Annotated in this window: 17 protein-coding genes; 14 read left to right on the top strand and 3 right to left on the bottom strand. The window is 57.2% G+C overall.

Translation table 11 applies throughout. From position 1 onward, the window contains the following. Position 1: 1 nt before the first annotated feature. The 3 genes from recF to dnaA are packed head-to-tail and all read right to left on the bottom strand — an operon-like array spanning position 2 to position 3,785. Positions 2-1,105, bottom strand: a complete 1,104-nt coding sequence (recF, locus tag P3S72_RS00985) for a DNA replication/repair protein RecF (protein ID WP_010565854.1) — start codon at positions 1,103-1,105, stop codon at positions 2-4. Between the two features lie 20 nt (positions 1,106-1,125). Further along, positions 1,126-2,229 carry a DNA polymerase III subunit beta gene (gene dnaN, locus P3S72_RS00980; protein ID WP_276195574.1) on the bottom strand — a complete coding sequence of 368 codons (1,104 nt, stop codon included), beginning with the start codon at positions 2,227-2,229 and terminating at the stop codon, positions 1,126-1,128. Positions 2,230-2,267: 38 nt separating this feature from the next. Further along, positions 2,268-3,785, bottom strand: a complete 1,518-nt coding sequence (dnaA, locus tag P3S72_RS00975; protein ID WP_247396743.1) for a chromosomal replication initiator protein DnaA — start codon at positions 3,783-3,785, stop codon at positions 2,268-2,270. A gap of 585 nt (positions 3,786-4,370) precedes the next feature. On the opposite strand from dnaA, the gene rpmH reads away from it, so the two are divergent. The 14 genes from rpmH to P3S72_RS00905 all read left to right on the top strand — a co-directional run bounded on the left by rpmH (position 4,371) and on the right by P3S72_RS00905 (position 15,992). After that, positions 4,371-4,505 (top strand): 50S ribosomal protein L34, encoded by a 135-nt coding sequence (gene rpmH, locus P3S72_RS00970; RefSeq protein WP_003213577.1) that lies wholly within the window; start codon positions 4,371-4,373, stop codon positions 4,503-4,505. Between the two features lie 13 nt (positions 4,506-4,518). Next, a complete protein-coding gene (gene rnpA / locus P3S72_RS00965) occupies positions 4,519-4,926 on the top strand; it encodes a ribonuclease P protein component (RefSeq protein ID WP_276198016.1) in 408 nt (135 codons plus the stop codon). Next, complete coding sequence (yidD, locus tag P3S72_RS00960) at positions 4,919-5,164, top strand: membrane protein insertion efficiency factor YidD (RefSeq protein WP_003213574.1); 246 nt, start codon at positions 4,919-4,921, stop codon at positions 5,162-5,164. Before rnpA ends, yidD begins: the two co-directional genes overlap by 8 nt. 2 nt (positions 5,165-5,166) lie before the next feature. Beyond that, complete coding sequence (yidC, locus tag P3S72_RS00955; RefSeq protein ID WP_276195573.1) at positions 5,167-6,849, top strand: membrane protein insertase YidC; 1,683 nt, start codon at positions 5,167-5,169, stop codon at positions 6,847-6,849. Between the two features lie 79 nt (positions 6,850-6,928). Beyond that, positions 6,929-8,299 carry a tRNA uridine-5-carboxymethylaminomethyl(34) synthesis GTPase MnmE gene (mnmE, locus tag P3S72_RS00950; protein WP_276195572.1) on the top strand — a complete coding sequence of 457 codons (1,371 nt, stop codon included), beginning with the start codon at positions 6,929-6,931 and terminating at the stop codon, positions 8,297-8,299. Between the two features lie 551 nt (positions 8,300-8,850). After that, the gene (gene mnmG / locus P3S72_RS00945; RefSeq protein WP_276195571.1) at positions 8,851-10,743 is read left to right on the top strand and encodes a tRNA uridine-5-carboxymethylaminomethyl(34) synthesis enzyme MnmG; all 1,893 of its coding nucleotides are present in this window, start codon (positions 8,851-8,853) and stop codon (positions 10,741-10,743) included. After that, positions 10,740-11,384, top strand: a complete 645-nt coding sequence (gene rsmG, locus P3S72_RS00940) for a 16S rRNA (guanine(527)-N(7))-methyltransferase RsmG (protein ID WP_276195570.1) — start codon at positions 10,740-10,742, stop codon at positions 11,382-11,384. The genes mnmG and rsmG overlap by 4 nt, the downstream gene beginning before the upstream one ends. Before the next feature lie 18 nt (positions 11,385-11,402). Then, positions 11,403-12,200, top strand: coding sequence for a ParA family protein (locus tag P3S72_RS00935; RefSeq protein WP_276195569.1), 798 nt, complete (start codon positions 11,403-11,405; stop codon positions 12,198-12,200). A gap of 9 nt (positions 12,201-12,209) precedes the next feature. After that, positions 12,210-13,082, top strand: coding sequence for a ParB/RepB/Spo0J family partition protein (locus tag P3S72_RS00930; protein ID WP_253400231.1), 873 nt, complete (start codon positions 12,210-12,212; stop codon positions 13,080-13,082). 148 nt (positions 13,083-13,230) lie between these two features. After that, positions 13,231-13,638 (top strand): F0F1 ATP synthase subunit I, encoded by a 408-nt coding sequence (locus P3S72_RS00925; protein ID WP_247396726.1) that lies wholly within the window; start codon positions 13,231-13,233, stop codon positions 13,636-13,638. 16 nt (positions 13,639-13,654) lie between these two features. Then, complete coding sequence (gene atpB / locus P3S72_RS00920) at positions 13,655-14,524, top strand: F0F1 ATP synthase subunit A (protein ID WP_128591039.1); 870 nt, start codon at positions 13,655-13,657, stop codon at positions 14,522-14,524. Between the two features lie 133 nt (positions 14,525-14,657). After that, positions 14,658-14,915, top strand: coding sequence for a F0F1 ATP synthase subunit C (gene atpE / locus P3S72_RS00915; RefSeq protein ID WP_002555987.1), 258 nt, complete (start codon positions 14,658-14,660; stop codon positions 14,913-14,915). A gap of 57 nt (positions 14,916-14,972) precedes the next feature. Further along, positions 14,973-15,443: a F0F1 ATP synthase subunit B gene (locus P3S72_RS00910; protein WP_015886647.1), complete on the top strand. Its 471-nt coding sequence runs from the start codon at positions 14,973-14,975 to the stop codon at positions 15,441-15,443. Between the two features lie 12 nt (positions 15,444-15,455). Further along, positions 15,456-15,992, top strand: coding sequence for a F0F1 ATP synthase subunit delta (locus tag P3S72_RS00905; RefSeq protein WP_276195565.1), 537 nt, complete (start codon positions 15,456-15,458; stop codon positions 15,990-15,992). Positions 15,993-16,009 lie beyond the last annotated feature (17 nt).

The raw sequence follows: 16,009 nt of genomic DNA, 5'->3' as shown, positions 1-16,009 counted from the left end.
TTCACTCCCGATGGTCGTGGGTCTGGGTGATACGGCCTTGTTCCACGTGGAACAAAGCGACTGGCGTTTCCGTCTGCCAGCCTTCCCTCAATAATTCGTGGTCTACACAGGTGATAAACACCTGGCAGCGTAAGTCTTCCAACAAGCGGCATAACGCACGGCGGTGTTGCTCGTCGAGTTCTGACGGCAAATCATCCACCAGATAAATACATTGACCGCGCCGGGCTTGGCTAACCAAGTGCCCTTGGGCGATACGCAATGCACACACCACCAACTTTTGCTGGCCGCGGGACAAGATATCCGCGGCATTATGTGCGCCTAACCGAAGACGCAAATCAGCGCGCTGGGGGCCGGCCTGGGTGTGGCCGATTTGCTGATCCCGCTGCAAGGACGTGGCGAGCACTGCGCTCAGTTCACGCTCTTTGTCCCAACCGCGGTAGTAGCTCAGCGTCAGCCCTTCGAGGTCTAACAACTCACTCAAGGTCTGCTCAAAGACTGGTTTCAAGGCTTTGATATAGGCACGGCGGTATTCATCTATTTCATCGCTGGCCAGGCACAGTTCCCGGTCCCAGGCTGCTTGTGAAGCGGCGTCAAGTGTACCATGCCGCAGCCATGAGTTCCGCTGCCGCAAGGCCTTCTGCAGGCGCTGCCAAGTGGCCATGAAGCGCGGTTCCACGTGGAACACTCCCCAATCGAGGAACTGCCTACGGATTTTCGGCGCGCCTTCCAGCAAACGGAAACTGTCAGGGTTGATCAACTGCAGCGGCAGGATTTCTGCCAACTGCGCCGCACTGCGGGCATTTTGCCCATCGATGCGGATCTGAAACTCGCCGCCGCGATCACGGGATATCCCCAGGCTGCTGTGGCCACCTTCAGCCAATTCGACCTGACCAAACACCGTACACGCCAATTGTTCGTACTGAATCACCGGCAACAGGCGGGCACTGCGGAAAGACCGAGCGAGCCCCAGCAGATGGATGGCTTCCAGCACGCTGGTTTTGCCACTGCCGTTGGCGCCATGGAGAATATTGATGCGGGGGGAGGGGGAGAAGGTCACCGGGTGCAGATTGCGCACCGCGGTGACCGAGACGCGACTGAGGGACATCTAGCTTCTGCTGAGCATGATTACAGACGCATCGGCATAACAACGTAAGCCGAGTCATCGTTGTCGGATTCTTGCACCAGTGCACTGCTGTTGGAGTCGGACAGAATCAGGCGAACCTGTTCGGTGGTCATCACACCCAGCACGTCCAACAAGTAGCTCACGTTGAAGCCGATTTCCAGCGAACCGCCGTTGTACTCGACGCCCACTTCTTCTTCCGCTTCTTCCTGTTCTGGGTTGTTGGCCTGGATCTTCAGTTGGCCGTTAGCCAATTGCAGGCGAATACCCCGGTACTTTTCGTTCGACAGAATCGCGGTACGGCTGAACGCCTCACGCAGGGCCTGGCGATCACCTACCACTAACTTGTCGCCACCTTTAGGCAGTACACGCTCGTAATCCGGGAACTTGCCGTCAACCAGCTTGGAGGTGAAGGTGAACTCGCCGGTGGTGGCACGGATGTGGTGCTGACCCAGGACAATGCTGACGTTGCCATCCGGCTCGGTGAGCAGGCGCGCCAGTTCGAGGATACCTTTGCGCGGCACGATCACCTGGTGACGGTCCGGCTGACCGATATCGGCCTTCATCGAACACATGGCCAGGCGGTGACCGTCGGTGGCCACGGCGCGAATAATGCCTTCCGATACTTCCAGCAACATACCGTTGAGGTAATAACGCACGTCCTGCTGGGCCATGGCGAAGCTGGTGCGCTCGATCAAACGGCGCAGTTTGCTTTGCTCCAGGCTACAGGTCAGCGAACCTGGGCCTTCTTCAACGGTAGGGAAGTCATTGGCCGGCAGGGTCGACAAGGTGAAGCGGCTGCGACCGGCCTTGACCACCAGCTTCTGCTCATCGACCTTGATGTCGATCAGCGCGTCGTTGGGCAAGCTCTTGCAGATATCCATCAGCTTGCGCGCGGGCACAGTGATCTCGCCAGGTTCTGCGGGCTCTTCCAGCTGAACACGACCCACCAGCTCGACTTCCAGGTCGGTGCCGGTCAGGGACAATTGCTGGCCTTCGACAACCAGTAATACGTTGGAAAGTACCGGCAAGGTCTGTCGGCGCTCGACGACGCCTGCGACCAGTTGCAGGGGTTTCAACAGGGCTTCGCGTTGAATGGTGAAGTGCATGGTCTAGTCCCTTGCCTTAATAAGCTGCGCTGGTGTCATCAAGTAGTCAGTGTACGCAGCAGGTTCTTGTAGTCCTCGCGAATATCCGCGTCGGATTCCTTAAGTTCGTTGATCTTGCGGCATGCGTGCAAGACCGTGGTGTGGTCGCGACCACCAAAGACATCGCCGATTTCCGGCAGGCTGTGGTTGGTCAACTCTTTGGAGAGTGCCATGGCCACCTGGCGCGGACGTGCCACCGAGCGCGAACGGCGCTTGGACAGCAGGTCGGAAATCTTGATCTTGTAGTACTCGGCCACGGTGCGCTGGATGTTATCCACACTCACCAGTTTGTCCTGCAGTGCCAGCAGGTCTTTCAGGGATTCGCGAATCAGCTCAATGGTGATGTCGCGGCCCATGAAGTGCGAGTGCGCGATGACCCGCTTGAGTGCGCCTTCCAGCTCACGCACGTTGGAGCGAATGCGTTGGGCGATGAAGAACGCCGCGTCGTGGGGCAGATCGACTTTCGCCTGATCGGCCTTTTTCATCAAGATCGCTACGCGGGTTTCCAGTTCCGGCGGCTCGACAGCCACGGTCAGGCCCCAGCCAAAGCGCGACTTCAAGCGTTCTTCCAGGCCTTCGATTTCCTTCGGATAGCGGTCGCTGGTCAAGATGACCTGCTGGCCGCCCTCGAGCAGGGCGTTGAAGGTGTGGAAAAACTCTTCCTGGGAACGTTCCTTGCGCGCGAAGAACTGAATGTCATCGATCAGCAAGGCATCCACGGAGCGATAGAACCGCTTGAATTCGTTGATAGCGTTGAGCTGCAGGGCCTTGACCATGTCAGCCACGAAGCGCTCCGAGTGCAGGTACACCACCTTGGCATTCGGGTTCTTCTTTAATAGATGGTTACCCACCGCATGCATCAAGTGCGTCTTACCCAGGCCAACGCCACCATAAAGGAACAGTGGGTTGTAACCATGCTTGGGGTTGTCTGCCACTTGCCAGGCGGCCGCACGGGCCAACTGGTTGGATTTACCCTCGACGAAGTTCTCAAAGGTAAAGGTACGGTTGAGGTAGCTGGTGTGCTTGAGCGCGCCTTCAACCTGCACGGTGCGCTGTTCGGCGCGAACCGGTGCTTGCTGGGAACTGGCACCCGCCATCGGATCGAAGCTGTCGCGGGACGGCTCTACGTTGGCCGGCGCGTTTTTCTGCGCCGAGGCTTTCGAAGCCGTCGACGCAGGAGTCGGCGTGTGGTTGACCGGTGCGGCCGCCGCCTGGGATTGCGACGCAGCCGCGGCCAATGGCGCATTCGGCGCAGCACGAGGGGCGGAGCTACGTTTGCTGCCTATTAACAGAGAGAGCACGGGCGCGAGGCCGTTGCCATGTTCATCGAGCAATTCGAGAACGCGGCTCAGGTATTTCTCGTTGACCCAGTCGAGAACAAAACGATTAGGTGCGTAGACACGCAACTCGTCGCCTTCGGCTTCGACCTGTAGTGGACGGATCCAGGTGTTGAATTGCTGGGCAGGCAGCTCATCGCGCAAAAGCTCCACGCACTGCTGCCAAAGTTCCACTGACACGGATATCCCCTAAGTTGAAAGCCGGTGAGGCAAAAACAGCCGCCATTGTAGCGGTCGGCCGTCCACTTATCCACATGTAGGTTGCGCACAGGCCAGCCAAAATCAACGTGTTAACGCGAATAAAGGCGACCAATGGTCTGTGCATAAGCTCTGTGGATAAGCGCCCCTAAGCTCGTTGCACAAGTGGGGTCGAAAGTCTGTGGGTAACTGGCCTGTGGATAACAACCCATTCCACCCACAGCTTATCCGACAGCGCAGCACAGGCAGAGCACCGTTTCTCCCCCGTGTTGTCATTCTCTGTACATCAAGTAGAATATGGCCTTGAGGTAGTTATCCACAGAAGATTGCCTGCCTAGCTTTTATAAGCTTTACAGAAAAGCTTTAAATAACTTCCTTCTTTATTTTTATATCTATGGCATTGCCTCTGTACGGCGGTCGGACAGAAAAGCGCTGATGGCCTGCAAAGAACTAATTCAAGGAAAAGCTGGTTGGAAATTGACCTAGAGGCTTGCTTTCTCTAGAATCGCCGGTCTCTTAAAACGGGGGCCATTCCGGCCCGTTGTGGACGAACCAGGTAACAACGCCATGAAACGTACTTTCCAACCAAGCACCATCAAACGCGCCCGTACTCACGGCTTCCGTGCTCGCATGGCTACCAAGAACGGCCGTGCTGTCCTGTCGCGTCGCCGCGCCAAAGGTCGTGCGCGTCTGGCAGTTTGATAATCCGGTACTGGTGGTGAGTCAGGACTTCAGTCGGGAAAAGCGTCTGCTAACCCCCCGGCACTTCAAGGCAGTCTTTGACTCCCCCACCGGCAAGGTTCCGGGGAAAAATCTCCTGCTCCTTGCGCGTAACAACGATCTGGATCACCCCCGTCTCGGGTTGGTGATCGGCAAGAAGAGCGTAAAGCTCTCCGTTGAGCGCAATCGCCTCAAGCGTCTGATGCGCGAATCGTTTCGCCTCCACCAGGACACTCTGGTTGGTTGGGATATTGTTATCGTCGCGCGCAAAGGCTTGGGGGACGTAGAAAACCCCGAATTGATTCAGCATTTCGGCAAGCTCTGGAAACGTTTGGCGCGTACCCGCACGCCAGCACCAGCAGTCAGCACCGAAACTGTAGGGGTAGACAGCACCGATGCGTAAACTGGCCCTCGTTCCGATCCAGTTTTACCGTTATGCCATTAGTCCTCTGATGGCCAACCACTGTCGTTTCTACCCCAGTTGTTCCTGCTACGCGTTAGAGGCCATAGAAAATCATGGTCTTCTGCGCGGTGGCTGGCTGACCTTTCGTCGTTTAGGTCGCTGTCATCCGTGGAATCCCGGTGGTTATGACCCGGTTCCACCTATCCCTACCTCCCGTTCTTCTTCGATGGCCGAGTAATCATGGATATTAAACGCACGATCCTGATCGTCGCCCTGGCAATCGTGTCCTACGTCATGGTTCTTAAGTGGAACCAGGACTACGGCCAAGCTGCCCTGCCGACTCAGAATGTTGCTACCAATCAGGCTGCGCCGGCTATACCGGACACCCCGCTGGGTAACAATGCGTCCGCGAGTGCCGATGTTCCCAGCGCGAATGGCGAGACCAGCACCCCTGTAGAAACGCCAGTTGTCACCAATAAAGACCTCATCCACGTAAAAACGGATGTGCTCGACCTGGCTATCGATCCACAAGGTGGTGATATCGCGCAGTTGAAACTGCCGCTGTATCCACGTCGCCAAGACCATCCGGATGTTCCGTTCCAGCTGTTCGATAACGGCGGCGAACGTGTTTATCTGGCACAAAGCGGCCTGACCGGCACCAACGGTCCGGATGCACGTGCTACCGGTCGTCCGGTTTATTCGACCGAACAGAAGACTTATCAACTGGCTGATGGCCAGAACCAATTGAACGTCGACCTGAAATTCAGCCTCGACGGCGTCAATTACATCAAACGCTTCAGTTTCACCCGCGGTTTGTACGACTTGAAGGTCACTTACCTGATCGACAACGAAAGCAACAAACCGTGGAGCGGCAACCTGTTTGCCCAGCTCAAGCGTGATGGCAGCTCGGATCCTTCTTCCAGCACCGCCACCGGCACCGCGACTTACCTGGGCGCCGCCCTGTGGACAAGTAACGAGCCGTACAAAAAAGTGTCGATGAAAGATATCGACAAGGGCGCGCTGAAAGAAACCGTTCAAGGTGGTTGGGTTGCCTGGTTGCAACACTACTTCGTGACCGCCTGGATTCCGAACAAGGGTGAAGCCAATCTGGTTCAAACCCGCAAGGACAGCCAGGGCAACTACATCATTGGCTTTACTGGCCCGGCGTTGACCGTCGCACCAGGTGCCAAGGCTGAAACCAGCGCGACCCTGTACGCCGGTCCGAAAAGCCAGGCAGTGCTCAAAGAGTTATCCCCAGGTCTGGAATTGACTGTGGATTACGGCATCCTGTGGTTCATTGCCCAGCCGATCTTCTGGCTGCTGCAACATATCCACAGCATCGTTGGCAACTGGGGCTTCTCGATCATCTTCCTGACGATGCTGATCAAGGGGATCTTCTTCCCACTGTCGGCCGCCAGCTACAAGTCGATGGCGCGCATGCGTGCCGTGGCCCCGAAACTGGCCGCGCTGAAAGAACAACATGGTGATGACCGGCAGAAAATGTCGCAGGCCATGATGGAGCTGTACAAGAAAGAGAAGATCAACCCGCTGGGTGGATGCTTGCCGATTCTGGTACAGATGCCGGTGTTCCTGTCGCTGTACTGGGTACTCCTGGAAAGCGTGGAAATGCGCCAGGCGCCGTTCATGCTGTGGATAACTGACCTGTCGATCAAAGACCCGTTCTTTATCCTGCCGATCATCATGGGCGCGACCATGTTCATCCAGCAGCGCCTGAACCCGACGCCGCCGGACCCGATGCAGGCCAAGGTGATGAAAATGATGCCAATCATCTTCACTTTCTTCTTCCTGTGGTTCCCGGCTGGTCTGGTGCTGTACTGGGTGGTCAACAACGTGTTGTCGATCTCTCAACAGTGGTACATCACGCGTAAGATCGAAGCGGCTACCAAAAAAGCCGAGGCGTAACTTACTCTGTGGATAACCACTCAAGACGCCCCCTAGTGGGGCGTTTTGCTTTCCGTCACTTTTGTTCTGGAACCTGCTGATGAGCGCTCCTCGTGAAACCATCGCTGCTGTCGCTACCGCACAAGGTCGCGGCGGAGTCGGCATCGTTCGAATTTCCGGGCCGCTCGCCGGCATGGCTGCCAAGGCCATCAGCGGTCGTGAGTTGAAGCCGCGCTATGCCCATTACGGCGCGTTTCTGGATGCGGACAACCAGGTGCTGGACGAAGGCCTGGCCCTCTATTTCCCTGGCCCGAATTCGTTTACCGGTGAAGATGTCCTTGAACTGCAGGGCCACGGCGGCCCCGTCGTACTGGATATGTTGCTGCAGCGCTGCCTGCAACTGGGCTGCCGTCTGGCCCGGCCGGGGGAATTCAGCGAGCGCGCGTTTCTCAACGACAAACTCGACCTGGCCCAGGCCGAAGCCATTGCCGATTTGATCGAGGCCAGTTCTGCACAGGCGGCGCGCAATGCCTTGCGCTCGCTGCAGGGGGCATTTTCCCTGCGTGTGCATAACCTGACCGAGCAACTGATCAACCTGCGCATCTATGTGGAAGCGGCAATTGATTTTCCGGAAGAGGAAATCGACTTCCTCGCCGATGGCCATGTGTTGGCGATGCTGGATAAAGTCCGCGACGAGTTATCCACAGTGCTGCGCGAAGCCGGGCAGGGCGCTCTGTTACGTGACGGTATGACCGTGGTGATCGCCGGGCGGCCCAACGCCGGCAAATCCAGCCTGCTCAATGCCCTAGCGGGCCGTGAGGCGGCGATCGTTACTGAGATTGCCGGCACCACCCGGGATATCTTGCGCGAACATATCCACATCGACGGCATGCCGCTGCACGTCGTCGACACCGCCGGCCTGCGTGACACCGACGACCAAGTGGAAAAGATCGGAGTGGAGCGTGCCCTCAAGGCGATAGGCGAAGCAGACCGCGTGCTGCTGGTGGTAGACGCCACCGCGCCCGAGGCATTGGACCCTTTCGCCCTGTGGCCGGAATTCCTCGAACAACGGCCTGACCCGGCCAAAGTTACCTTGATCCGTAACAAGGCCGATCTCACCGGTGAAGCCATTGCCATGGAAACCAGCGAGGATGGCCACGTTACTATCAGCCTGAGCGCCAAGTCGGCTGGGGAGGGCCTGGAGTTGCTGCGCGAACACCTCAAAGCCTGCATGGGCTATGAGCAGACGTCGGAAAGCAGCTTCAGTGCCCGTCGCAGGCACCTGGAGGCGCTGCGCCATGCCAGCACGGCGCTGGAGCACGGTAGGGCACAACTGACCTTGGCGGGGGCCGGTGAGCTGCTGGCTGAGGATTTACGCCAGGCACAGCAACTGTTGGGCGAGATCACCGGTGCGTTCAGCTCGGATGACCTGCTGGGACGGATCTTTTCCAGCTTCTGTATCGGTAAATAGTCCTTCGTTGTCCACAGACAGGCCATTCGAGCCTGTCTGTTGCTCTTGTTTCAGCCACCTCCCTCTCATTTTTTATTCATAACCAAGCCTTTGGTGGCTTCGCCGTGGGCGCAATTTGCGTTGGCGCGTCTATTTTTGTGGATTAAGCCCTGTGAATAACCGCCCCTGTGCTCGGTTGATAACAGGGCTTGAAACCTGAGTAAAAAACCCTCTGTGGATAACCACCTGTTTAATCCACAGGCTTAGAGCACTTATCCACGCCACTCATGGGCACATGACCACAGACTTTTGAATCTCTGTACACAACGTGAATTAAGGGTTGTAGAGATCTATCCACAGAAAGTAGGCTCAGTAGAAATAAACATAAAAACAAAGATTTAATATATTTCTCTCTTTTAATTTCTATTGTCTGTGATTCATCCACAGCTGGTTAAATTTTGTGCAAAGGGTTCTTTAGGAGGGGCTAAGTCCCTATACTGGCCGCCAAAGCTCTAAAACCAGCTCAACCAATCAATTCCTAATTACCTACATAAGCAGGCACGAGGTGCGTGGTGGATTTCCCTTCCCGTTTTGAAGTGATCGTCATCGGCGGCGGTCATGCCGGTACCGAGGCAGCACTGGCCTCAGCACGCATGGGCGTAAAAACCCTGTTGCTGACGCACAACGTGGAAACCCTTGGTGCCATGAGTTGTAACCCTGCCATTGGCGGCATCGGCAAAAGCCATCTGGTCAAGGAAATCGACGCCCTTGGCGGTGTCATGGCGATGGCCACCGACAAAGGTGGTATCCAATTTCGTGTGCTGAACAGCCGCAAAGGCCCTGCCGTCCGTGCGACCCGGGCACAAGCCGACCGCATCCTGTACAAGGCCGCGGTGCGCGAAACCCTGGAAAACCAGGCGAACCTGTGGATATTTCAACAGGCCGCCGATGACCTGATCGTCGAACAGGACCAGGTACGCGGTGTTGTCACCCAGATGGGCCTGCGGTTCTTAGCGGAATCCGTGGTGTTGACCACCGGCACCTTCCTCGGCGGACTTATCCACATCGGCATGCAGAACTATTCCGGTGGCCGAGCCGGCGATCCGCCGTCGATTGCCCTGGCACAACGCCTACGCGAACTGCCGCTGCGGGTCGGTCGCCTGAAAACCGGTACGCCGCCGCGAATCGATGGCCGTTCCGTAGATTTCTCGGTGATGACCGAGCAGGCCGGTGATACGCCGATTCCGGTGATGTCGTTCATGGGCTCGAAAGAGCAGCACCCGAAACAGGTGAGCTGCTGGATTACCCACACCAACGCCCGAACCCACGAAATCATCGCGGCAAACCTCGACCGTTCGCCGATGTATTCCGGGGTGATCGAAGGTATCGGGCCACGTTACTGCCCGTCGATTGAAGACAAGATCCACCGCTTTGCCGACAAGGAAAGCCACCAGGTCTTCATCGAGCCCGAAGGCTTGACCACTCACGAGCTGTACCCGAACGGGATATCCACATCCCTGCCGTTCGACGTGCAAATCCAGATCGTGCAATCGATTCGCGGTATGGAAAACGCGCATATCGTGCGTCCCGGCTACGCCATCGAGTACGACTACTTCGACCCGCGAGACCTGAAATACAGCCTGGAAACCAAAGTGATCGGCGGCCTGTTCTTCGCCGGGCAAATCAACGGCACCACCGGTTACGAAGAAGCCGGCGCCCAAGGTTTGCTGGCCGGGACCAACGCCGCGTTGCGCGCACAGGGCAAAGACAGCTGGTGCCCGCGTCGCGATGAAGCGTACATCGGCGTGTTGGTTGACGACCTGATCACCCTGGGCACCCAGGAACCGTACCGAATGTTCACATCGCGGGCGGAATACCGTCTGATCCTGCGGGAAGACAACGCCGACCTGCGCCTGACCGAAAAAGGCCGCGAGCTGGGCTTGGTGGATGACGCACGTTGGGCGGCTTTCTGCAAAAAACGCGAAAGCATCGACCTGGAAGAGCAACGCCTGAAAAGTACCTGGGTTCGTCCGGGCACTGAGCAGGGCGACGCGATCGCCGAAAAATTCGGCACGCCGCTGACCCACGAGTACAACCTACTGAACCTGCTGTCCCGTCCGGAAATCGACTACGTCGGTCTGGTCGAAGTGACCGGCGGTGGTGCAGACGATCCGCAGGTCGCCGAACAGGTCGAGATCAAAACCAAGTACGCCGGTTACATTGATCGCCAGCAAGATGAGATCGCTCGTCTGCGCGCCAGTGAAGACATCAAGCTGCCTGTGGATATCGATTACACCGGGATTTCCGGGCTGTCGAAAGAAATCCAAAGCAAGCTGGGGATAACTCGGCCGGAAACCTTGGGCCAGGCTTCACGTATTCCCGGCGTCACCCCGGCAGCCATTTCGCTGTTGATGATTCATTTGAAAAAACGCGGCGCGGGCCGTCAGTTGGAGCAAAGCGCTTGAGTTCGTTGGTCACCTCGCAACACGCCGAAGAGTTATCCACAGGAGCACGCCAGTTGGGCGTCGACCTGAGCGCCGCCCAGCATGAGTTGCTGCTGGGCTACCTGGCCCTGTTGATCAAATGGAACAAGGCTTACAACCTCACGGCAGTGCGCGACCCCGACGAAATGGTCTCGCGCCACCTACTCGACAGCCTGAGCGTGATGCCGTTCATCGAAAACGGCCGCTGGCTCGACGTGGGCAGCGGCGGCGGCATGCCCGGGATTCCCATGGCCATCCTGTTTCCCGAGTCGCAAGTGACGTGCCTGGACAGTAACGGCAAGAAGACCCGCTTCCTGACCCAGGTCAAACTCGAGCTGAAGCTGGACAACCTGCAAGTTATCCACAGTCGCGTCGAAGCCTTCACGCCGCAGCAGCCTTTCAACGGAATTGTTTCCCGGGCTTTCAGCAGCATGGAGAACTTCAGCAACTGGACCCGCCACTTAGGCGACCGTGACACCCGTTGGCTGGCAATGAAGGGCGTTCATCCAAGCGACGAGCTGCTAGCATTGCCGGCAGACTTCCACCTCGATAGCGAACACGCCTTGGCCGTACCCGGTTGCCAAGGCCAACGCCATCTGCTGATACTGCGCCGCACGGCATGATTGGGAACACAAGCAAGAATGGCTAAGGTATTCGCGATAGCGAACCAGAAAGGTGGCGTGGGTAAAACCACCACCTGCATCAACCTCGCAGCATCCCTGGTCGCGACCAAGCGCCGGGTGCTGTTGATCGATCTCGATCCACAGGGCAACGCCACCATGGGTAGCGGTGTGGATAAACACGGCCTGGAAAACTCGGTCTACGACTTGCTGATTGGCGAGTGCGACCTGGGCCAGGCCATGCACTATTCCGAACACGGCGGTTATCAACTGTTGCCGGCCAACCGCGATTTGACGGCGGCGGAAGTGGTGCTTTTGGAAATGCAGATGAAAGAAAGCCGTCTGCGCAGCGCCTTGGCGCCGATCCGCGAGAATTACGATTACATCCTGATCGACTGCCCGCCGTCGCTGTCGATGCTGACGCTCAATGCGCTGGTGGCCGCCGATGGCGTGATTATTCCGATGCAGTGTGAGTATTTCGCCCTTGAAGGCTTGAGCGACCTTGTGGATAACATCAAGCGCATTGCCGAACTGCTGAACCCGAACCTGAAAGTCGAAGGGCTGCTGCGGACCATGTATGACCCGCGCCTGAGCCTGATGAACGATGTATCGGCGCAGCTCAAGGAACACTTCGGCGATCAGCTATACGACACCGTGATCCCACGCAACATCCGCCTGGCCGAAGCGCCAAGCTATGGCATGCCCGCGCTGGCTTACGACAAGTCCTCCCGTGGTGCCATTGCCTACTTGGCATTGGCCGGCGAGATGGTTCGTCGTCAACGCCGCAACTCCCGTACCACTGCAGCCCAGCCAACTTAAGGAAACCCCATGGCCGTCAAGAAACGAGGTCTCGGACGTGGACTGGATGCACTGCTGAGTGGTCCGACTGTCACGACCCTTGAAGAACAAGCGGTACAGGCCGACGAGCGCGAGCTGCAGCATCTGCCGCTGGACCTGATCCAGCGCGGCAAATACCAGCCACGCCGTGACATGGACCCCCAGGCGCTGGAAGAACTGGCCAATTCGATCAAGGCCCAGGGTGTGATGCAGCCGATCGTGGTACGCCCGATTGGCGGCGGCCGCTTTGAAATCATCGCTGGCGAACGCCGCTGGCGCGCGAGCCAACAGGCCGGCAAGGAAACCATCCCGGCGATGGTGCGCGATGTGTCGGATGAAACCGCCATCGCCATGGCGTTGATCGAGAACATCCAGCGCGAAGACCTCAATCCGATCGAAGAAGCGATCGCCTTGCAGCGTTTGCAGCAGGAGTTTCAGCTGACCCAACAACAAGTGGCCGATGCCGTGGGTAAATCCCGCGTGACCGTGTCTAACCTGTTGCGCCTGATCGCACTGCCGGAAGTCATCAAGACGATGCTTTCCCACGGCGACCTGGAAATGGGTCATGCGCGTGCTTTGCTCGGTTTACCGGAAAATCAACAGGTTGAAGGGGCGCGACACGTTGTCGCACGAGGCCTCACCGTTCGTCAGACCGAGGCCCTGGTTCGGCAGTGGCTCAGTGGCAAACCTGCACCGGTCGAAACGGCCAAACCTGATCCGGATATCGCGCGTCTCGAACAGCGCCTGGCCGAGCGCCTGGGCTCTGCGGTGCAGATTCGGCATGGGAAGAAAGGCAAGGGCCAATTGGTCATCGGCTATAACTCGCTTGATGAGCTTCAGGGCGTGCTTGCCCACATTCGCTGAAACAATTGCTTATGTAGCGCGTGATCGGAAATCACTACCTGACAGTTGAATAGGGGCAGAACCGCCCCTATACTCTGCGCGCATTTTGTCGGCACAAATTATGCCAAGTTATTGATTTCCGGCAGCCGACCATTGAGGAGCAAGAGTGGTGGAAACCCGCACGCCAAACACGTCGTCGTTCCATCGCTTGGCGGTTTTCCCGGTGCTAATGGCGCAATTTGTCATTTTGCTGATCGCCGCACTGGCGCTTTGGTATTGGCATGGAGTCGTAGCCGGGTACTCGGGACTCTGCGGAGGCCTGATAGCCTTGCTGCCCAATATGTATTTTGCTCATAGGGCCTTTCGGTTTTCCGGCGCCCGAGCAGCCCAGGCTATCGTCCGGTCTTTTTATGCCGGCGAGGCGGGGAAATTGATTTTGACGGCAGTGCTGTTTGCACTGACCTTTGCAGGTGTGAAGCCATTGGCGCCGCTGGCTGTATTCGGCGTCTTCGTGTTGACCCAACTGGTCAACTGGTTCGCTCCCCTGCTAATGAAAACAAGACTTTCGAAACCTTAGGGCGTTTGAGGCAACCATGGCAGAAACAACCGCTTCGGGCTATATCCAGCACCACTTGCAGAACCTGACCTTCGGTCAGCTTCCCAACGGCGGCTGGGGCTTCGCCCACACCGCAGCAGAAGCCAAAGAAATGGGCTTCTGGGCTTTCCACCTGGATACTTTGGGTTGGTCGGTCGCATTGGGTCTGATCTTCGTCCTGATTTTCCGCATGGCGGCAAAGAAGGCGACTTCCGGTCAACCAGGTGCCCTGCAGAACTTCGTTGAAGTATTGGTCGAATTCGTCGATGGCAGCGTGAAAGACAGCTTCCATGGCCGTAGCCCGGTGATTGCACCGCTGGCACTGACCATCTTCGTCTGGGTGTTCCTGATGAACGCCGTCGACCTGATTCCGGTCGACTGGATTCCTCAGTTGGCCATCCTGATCACCGGCGATCACCACATTCCATTCCGTGCGGTGTCCACCACTGACCCTAACGCCACCCTGGGCATGGCCCTGTCGGTGTTTGCGTTGATCATTTTCTACAGCATCAAGGTCAAGGGCATCGGCGGCTTCATCGGCGAACTGACCCTGCACCCGTTCGGCAGCAAGAACATCTTCGTTCAAGCCCTGCTGATCCCGGTGAACTTCCTGCTGGAATTCGTGACCCTGATCGCCAAGCCGATCTCCCTGGCTTTGCGACTGTTCGGCAACATGTATGCCGGCGAGCTGGTGTTCATTCTGATCGCTGTGATGTTCGGCAGCGGTCTGCTCTGGCTTAGCGGCCTGGGCATTGTTCTGCAGTGGGCGTGGGCTGTGTTCCACATCCTGATCATCACCCTGCAGGCGTTTATCTTCATGATGCTGACCATCGTCTACCTGTCGATGGCGCACGAAGAGAACCATTAAGACCAGTCTCGACTAGTCTGATGTCCTTCCCGGTAAAACGGGAAGGTGGCCTGAAAGGGCTATGAAACGATTTGTTTTACCGCTTTAAAATCTAAAAAACCTAAACCATACGACGTAAAAGTCGGGAGGAAAGATGGAAACTGTAGTTGGTCTAACCGCTATCGCTGTTGCACTGTTGATCGGCCTGGGCGCCCTGGGTACTGCCATTGGTTTCGGCCTGCTTGGCGGCAAATTCCTGGAAGGCGCAGCGCGTCAGCCAGAAATGGTCCCAATGCTGCAAGTTAAAATGTTCATCGTCGCCGGTCTGCTCGACGCCGTGACTATGATCGGCGTTGGTATCGCTCTGTTCTTCACCTTCGCGAACCCCTTCGTTGGTCAACTCGCTGGCTAATCACTCGAATTTTCGAGTTGATTGGGGTGATGGACAACGAATGAGCGAGGTGTTGGCGTGAACATTAATGCAACCCTGATTGGCCAATCCGTTGCGTTCTTCATTTTTGTAGTGTTTTGCATGAAGTTCGTGTGGCCTCCGGTCATCGCGGCTTTGCACGAACGTCAGAAGAAGATCGCGGATGGTTTGGACGCTGCCAGCCGTGCAGCTCGCGACCTGGAGTTGGCCCAAGAGAAAGTGGGTCATCAACTGCGCGATGCTAAAGCACAGGCAGCTGAAATCATTGAGCAAGCCAAGAAACGCGGCAACCAGATCGTCGAAGAGGCTGTTGAAAAAGCCCGCGTCGAAGCTGACCGTGTGAAGGCTTCGGCTCATGCCGAGATCGAACAGGAACTGAACGGCGTCAAAGACGCGCTGCGCGCCCAACTGGGTGCTCTGGCGGTCGGCGGTGCCGAGAAAATCCTCGGTGCCACAATCGATCAAAACGCGCACGCGGAGCTGGTTAATAAACTGGCTGCTGAAATTTAAGCGAGGGCGATCATGGCAGAATTGACCACGTTGGCCCGACCTTACGCTAAGGCAGCCTTCGAGCACGCCCAGGCCCACCAGCAACTGGCCTCTTGGTCAGCCATGCTCGGCCTGGCTGCAGCAGTGTCACAAAACGACACCATGCAGCGCGTGCTCAAGGCCCCGCGCCTGACGAGCGCAGACAAGGCCGCCACGTTTATTGACGTGTGCGGCGACAAGTTCGATGTGAAAGTGCAGAACTTCATCCACGTCGTTGCCGAAAACGACCGTCTCCCGCTTTTGCCGGAGATTGCCGCTCTGTTCGACCTGTACAAGGCCGAGCAAGAGAAGTCGGTAGACGTTGAAGTGACCAGTGCTTTTGCATTGAACCAAGAACAGCAAGACAAACTCGCCAAGGTTCTCAGTGCACGACTCGACCGGGAAGTGCGCCTGCAAGTTGCGGAAGACAAATCCCTCATTGGGGGCATTGTCATTCGCGCCGGCGACCTGGTTATCGATGGCTCGGTTCGCGGCAAACTCGCGAGCCTTGCCGAAGCATTGAAATCTTGAGTTTGAAGGGGCAGCAG

Source organism: Pseudomonas sp. D3, from assembly GCF_029320995.1.
In the GTDB taxonomy this organism is placed as follows: Bacteria; Pseudomonadota; Gammaproteobacteria; order Pseudomonadales; family Pseudomonadaceae; genus Aquipseudomonas; species Aquipseudomonas paraveronii.
Note: the sequence above shows the minus strand (reverse complement) of the source record. Positions and strands in the feature narration are given on the sequence as shown.

Coding starts and splice junctions, on each gene's coding strand:
- rpmH (WP_003213577.1), top strand. CDS start 4,371: ATGAAACGTACTTTCCAACCAAGCACCATCAAACGCGCCCGTACTCAC.
- recF (WP_010565854.1), bottom strand. CDS start 1,105: ATGTCCCTCAGTCGCGTCTCGGTCACCGCGGTGCGCAATCTGCACCCG.
- dnaN (WP_276195574.1), bottom strand. CDS start 2,229: ATGCACTTCACCATTCAACGCGAAGCCCTGTTGAAACCCCTGCAACTG.
- P3S72_RS00905 (WP_276195565.1), top strand. CDS start 15,456: ATGGCAGAATTGACCACGTTGGCCCGACCTTACGCTAAGGCAGCCTTC.
- P3S72_RS00935 (WP_276195569.1), top strand. CDS start 11,403: ATGGCTAAGGTATTCGCGATAGCGAACCAGAAAGGTGGCGTGGGTAAA.
- mnmE (WP_276195572.1), top strand. CDS start 6,929: ATGAGCGCTCCTCGTGAAACCATCGCTGCTGTCGCTACCGCACAAGGT.
- P3S72_RS00930 (WP_253400231.1), top strand. CDS start 12,210: ATGGCCGTCAAGAAACGAGGTCTCGGACGTGGACTGGATGCACTGCTG.
- yidD (WP_003213574.1), top strand. CDS start 4,919: ATGCGTAAACTGGCCCTCGTTCCGATCCAGTTTTACCGTTATGCCATT.
- atpB (WP_128591039.1), top strand. CDS start 13,655: ATGGCAGAAACAACCGCTTCGGGCTATATCCAGCACCACTTGCAGAAC.
- atpE (WP_002555987.1), top strand. CDS start 14,658: ATGGAAACTGTAGTTGGTCTAACCGCTATCGCTGTTGCACTGTTGATC.
- yidC (WP_276195573.1), top strand. CDS start 5,167: ATGGATATTAAACGCACGATCCTGATCGTCGCCCTGGCAATCGTGTCC.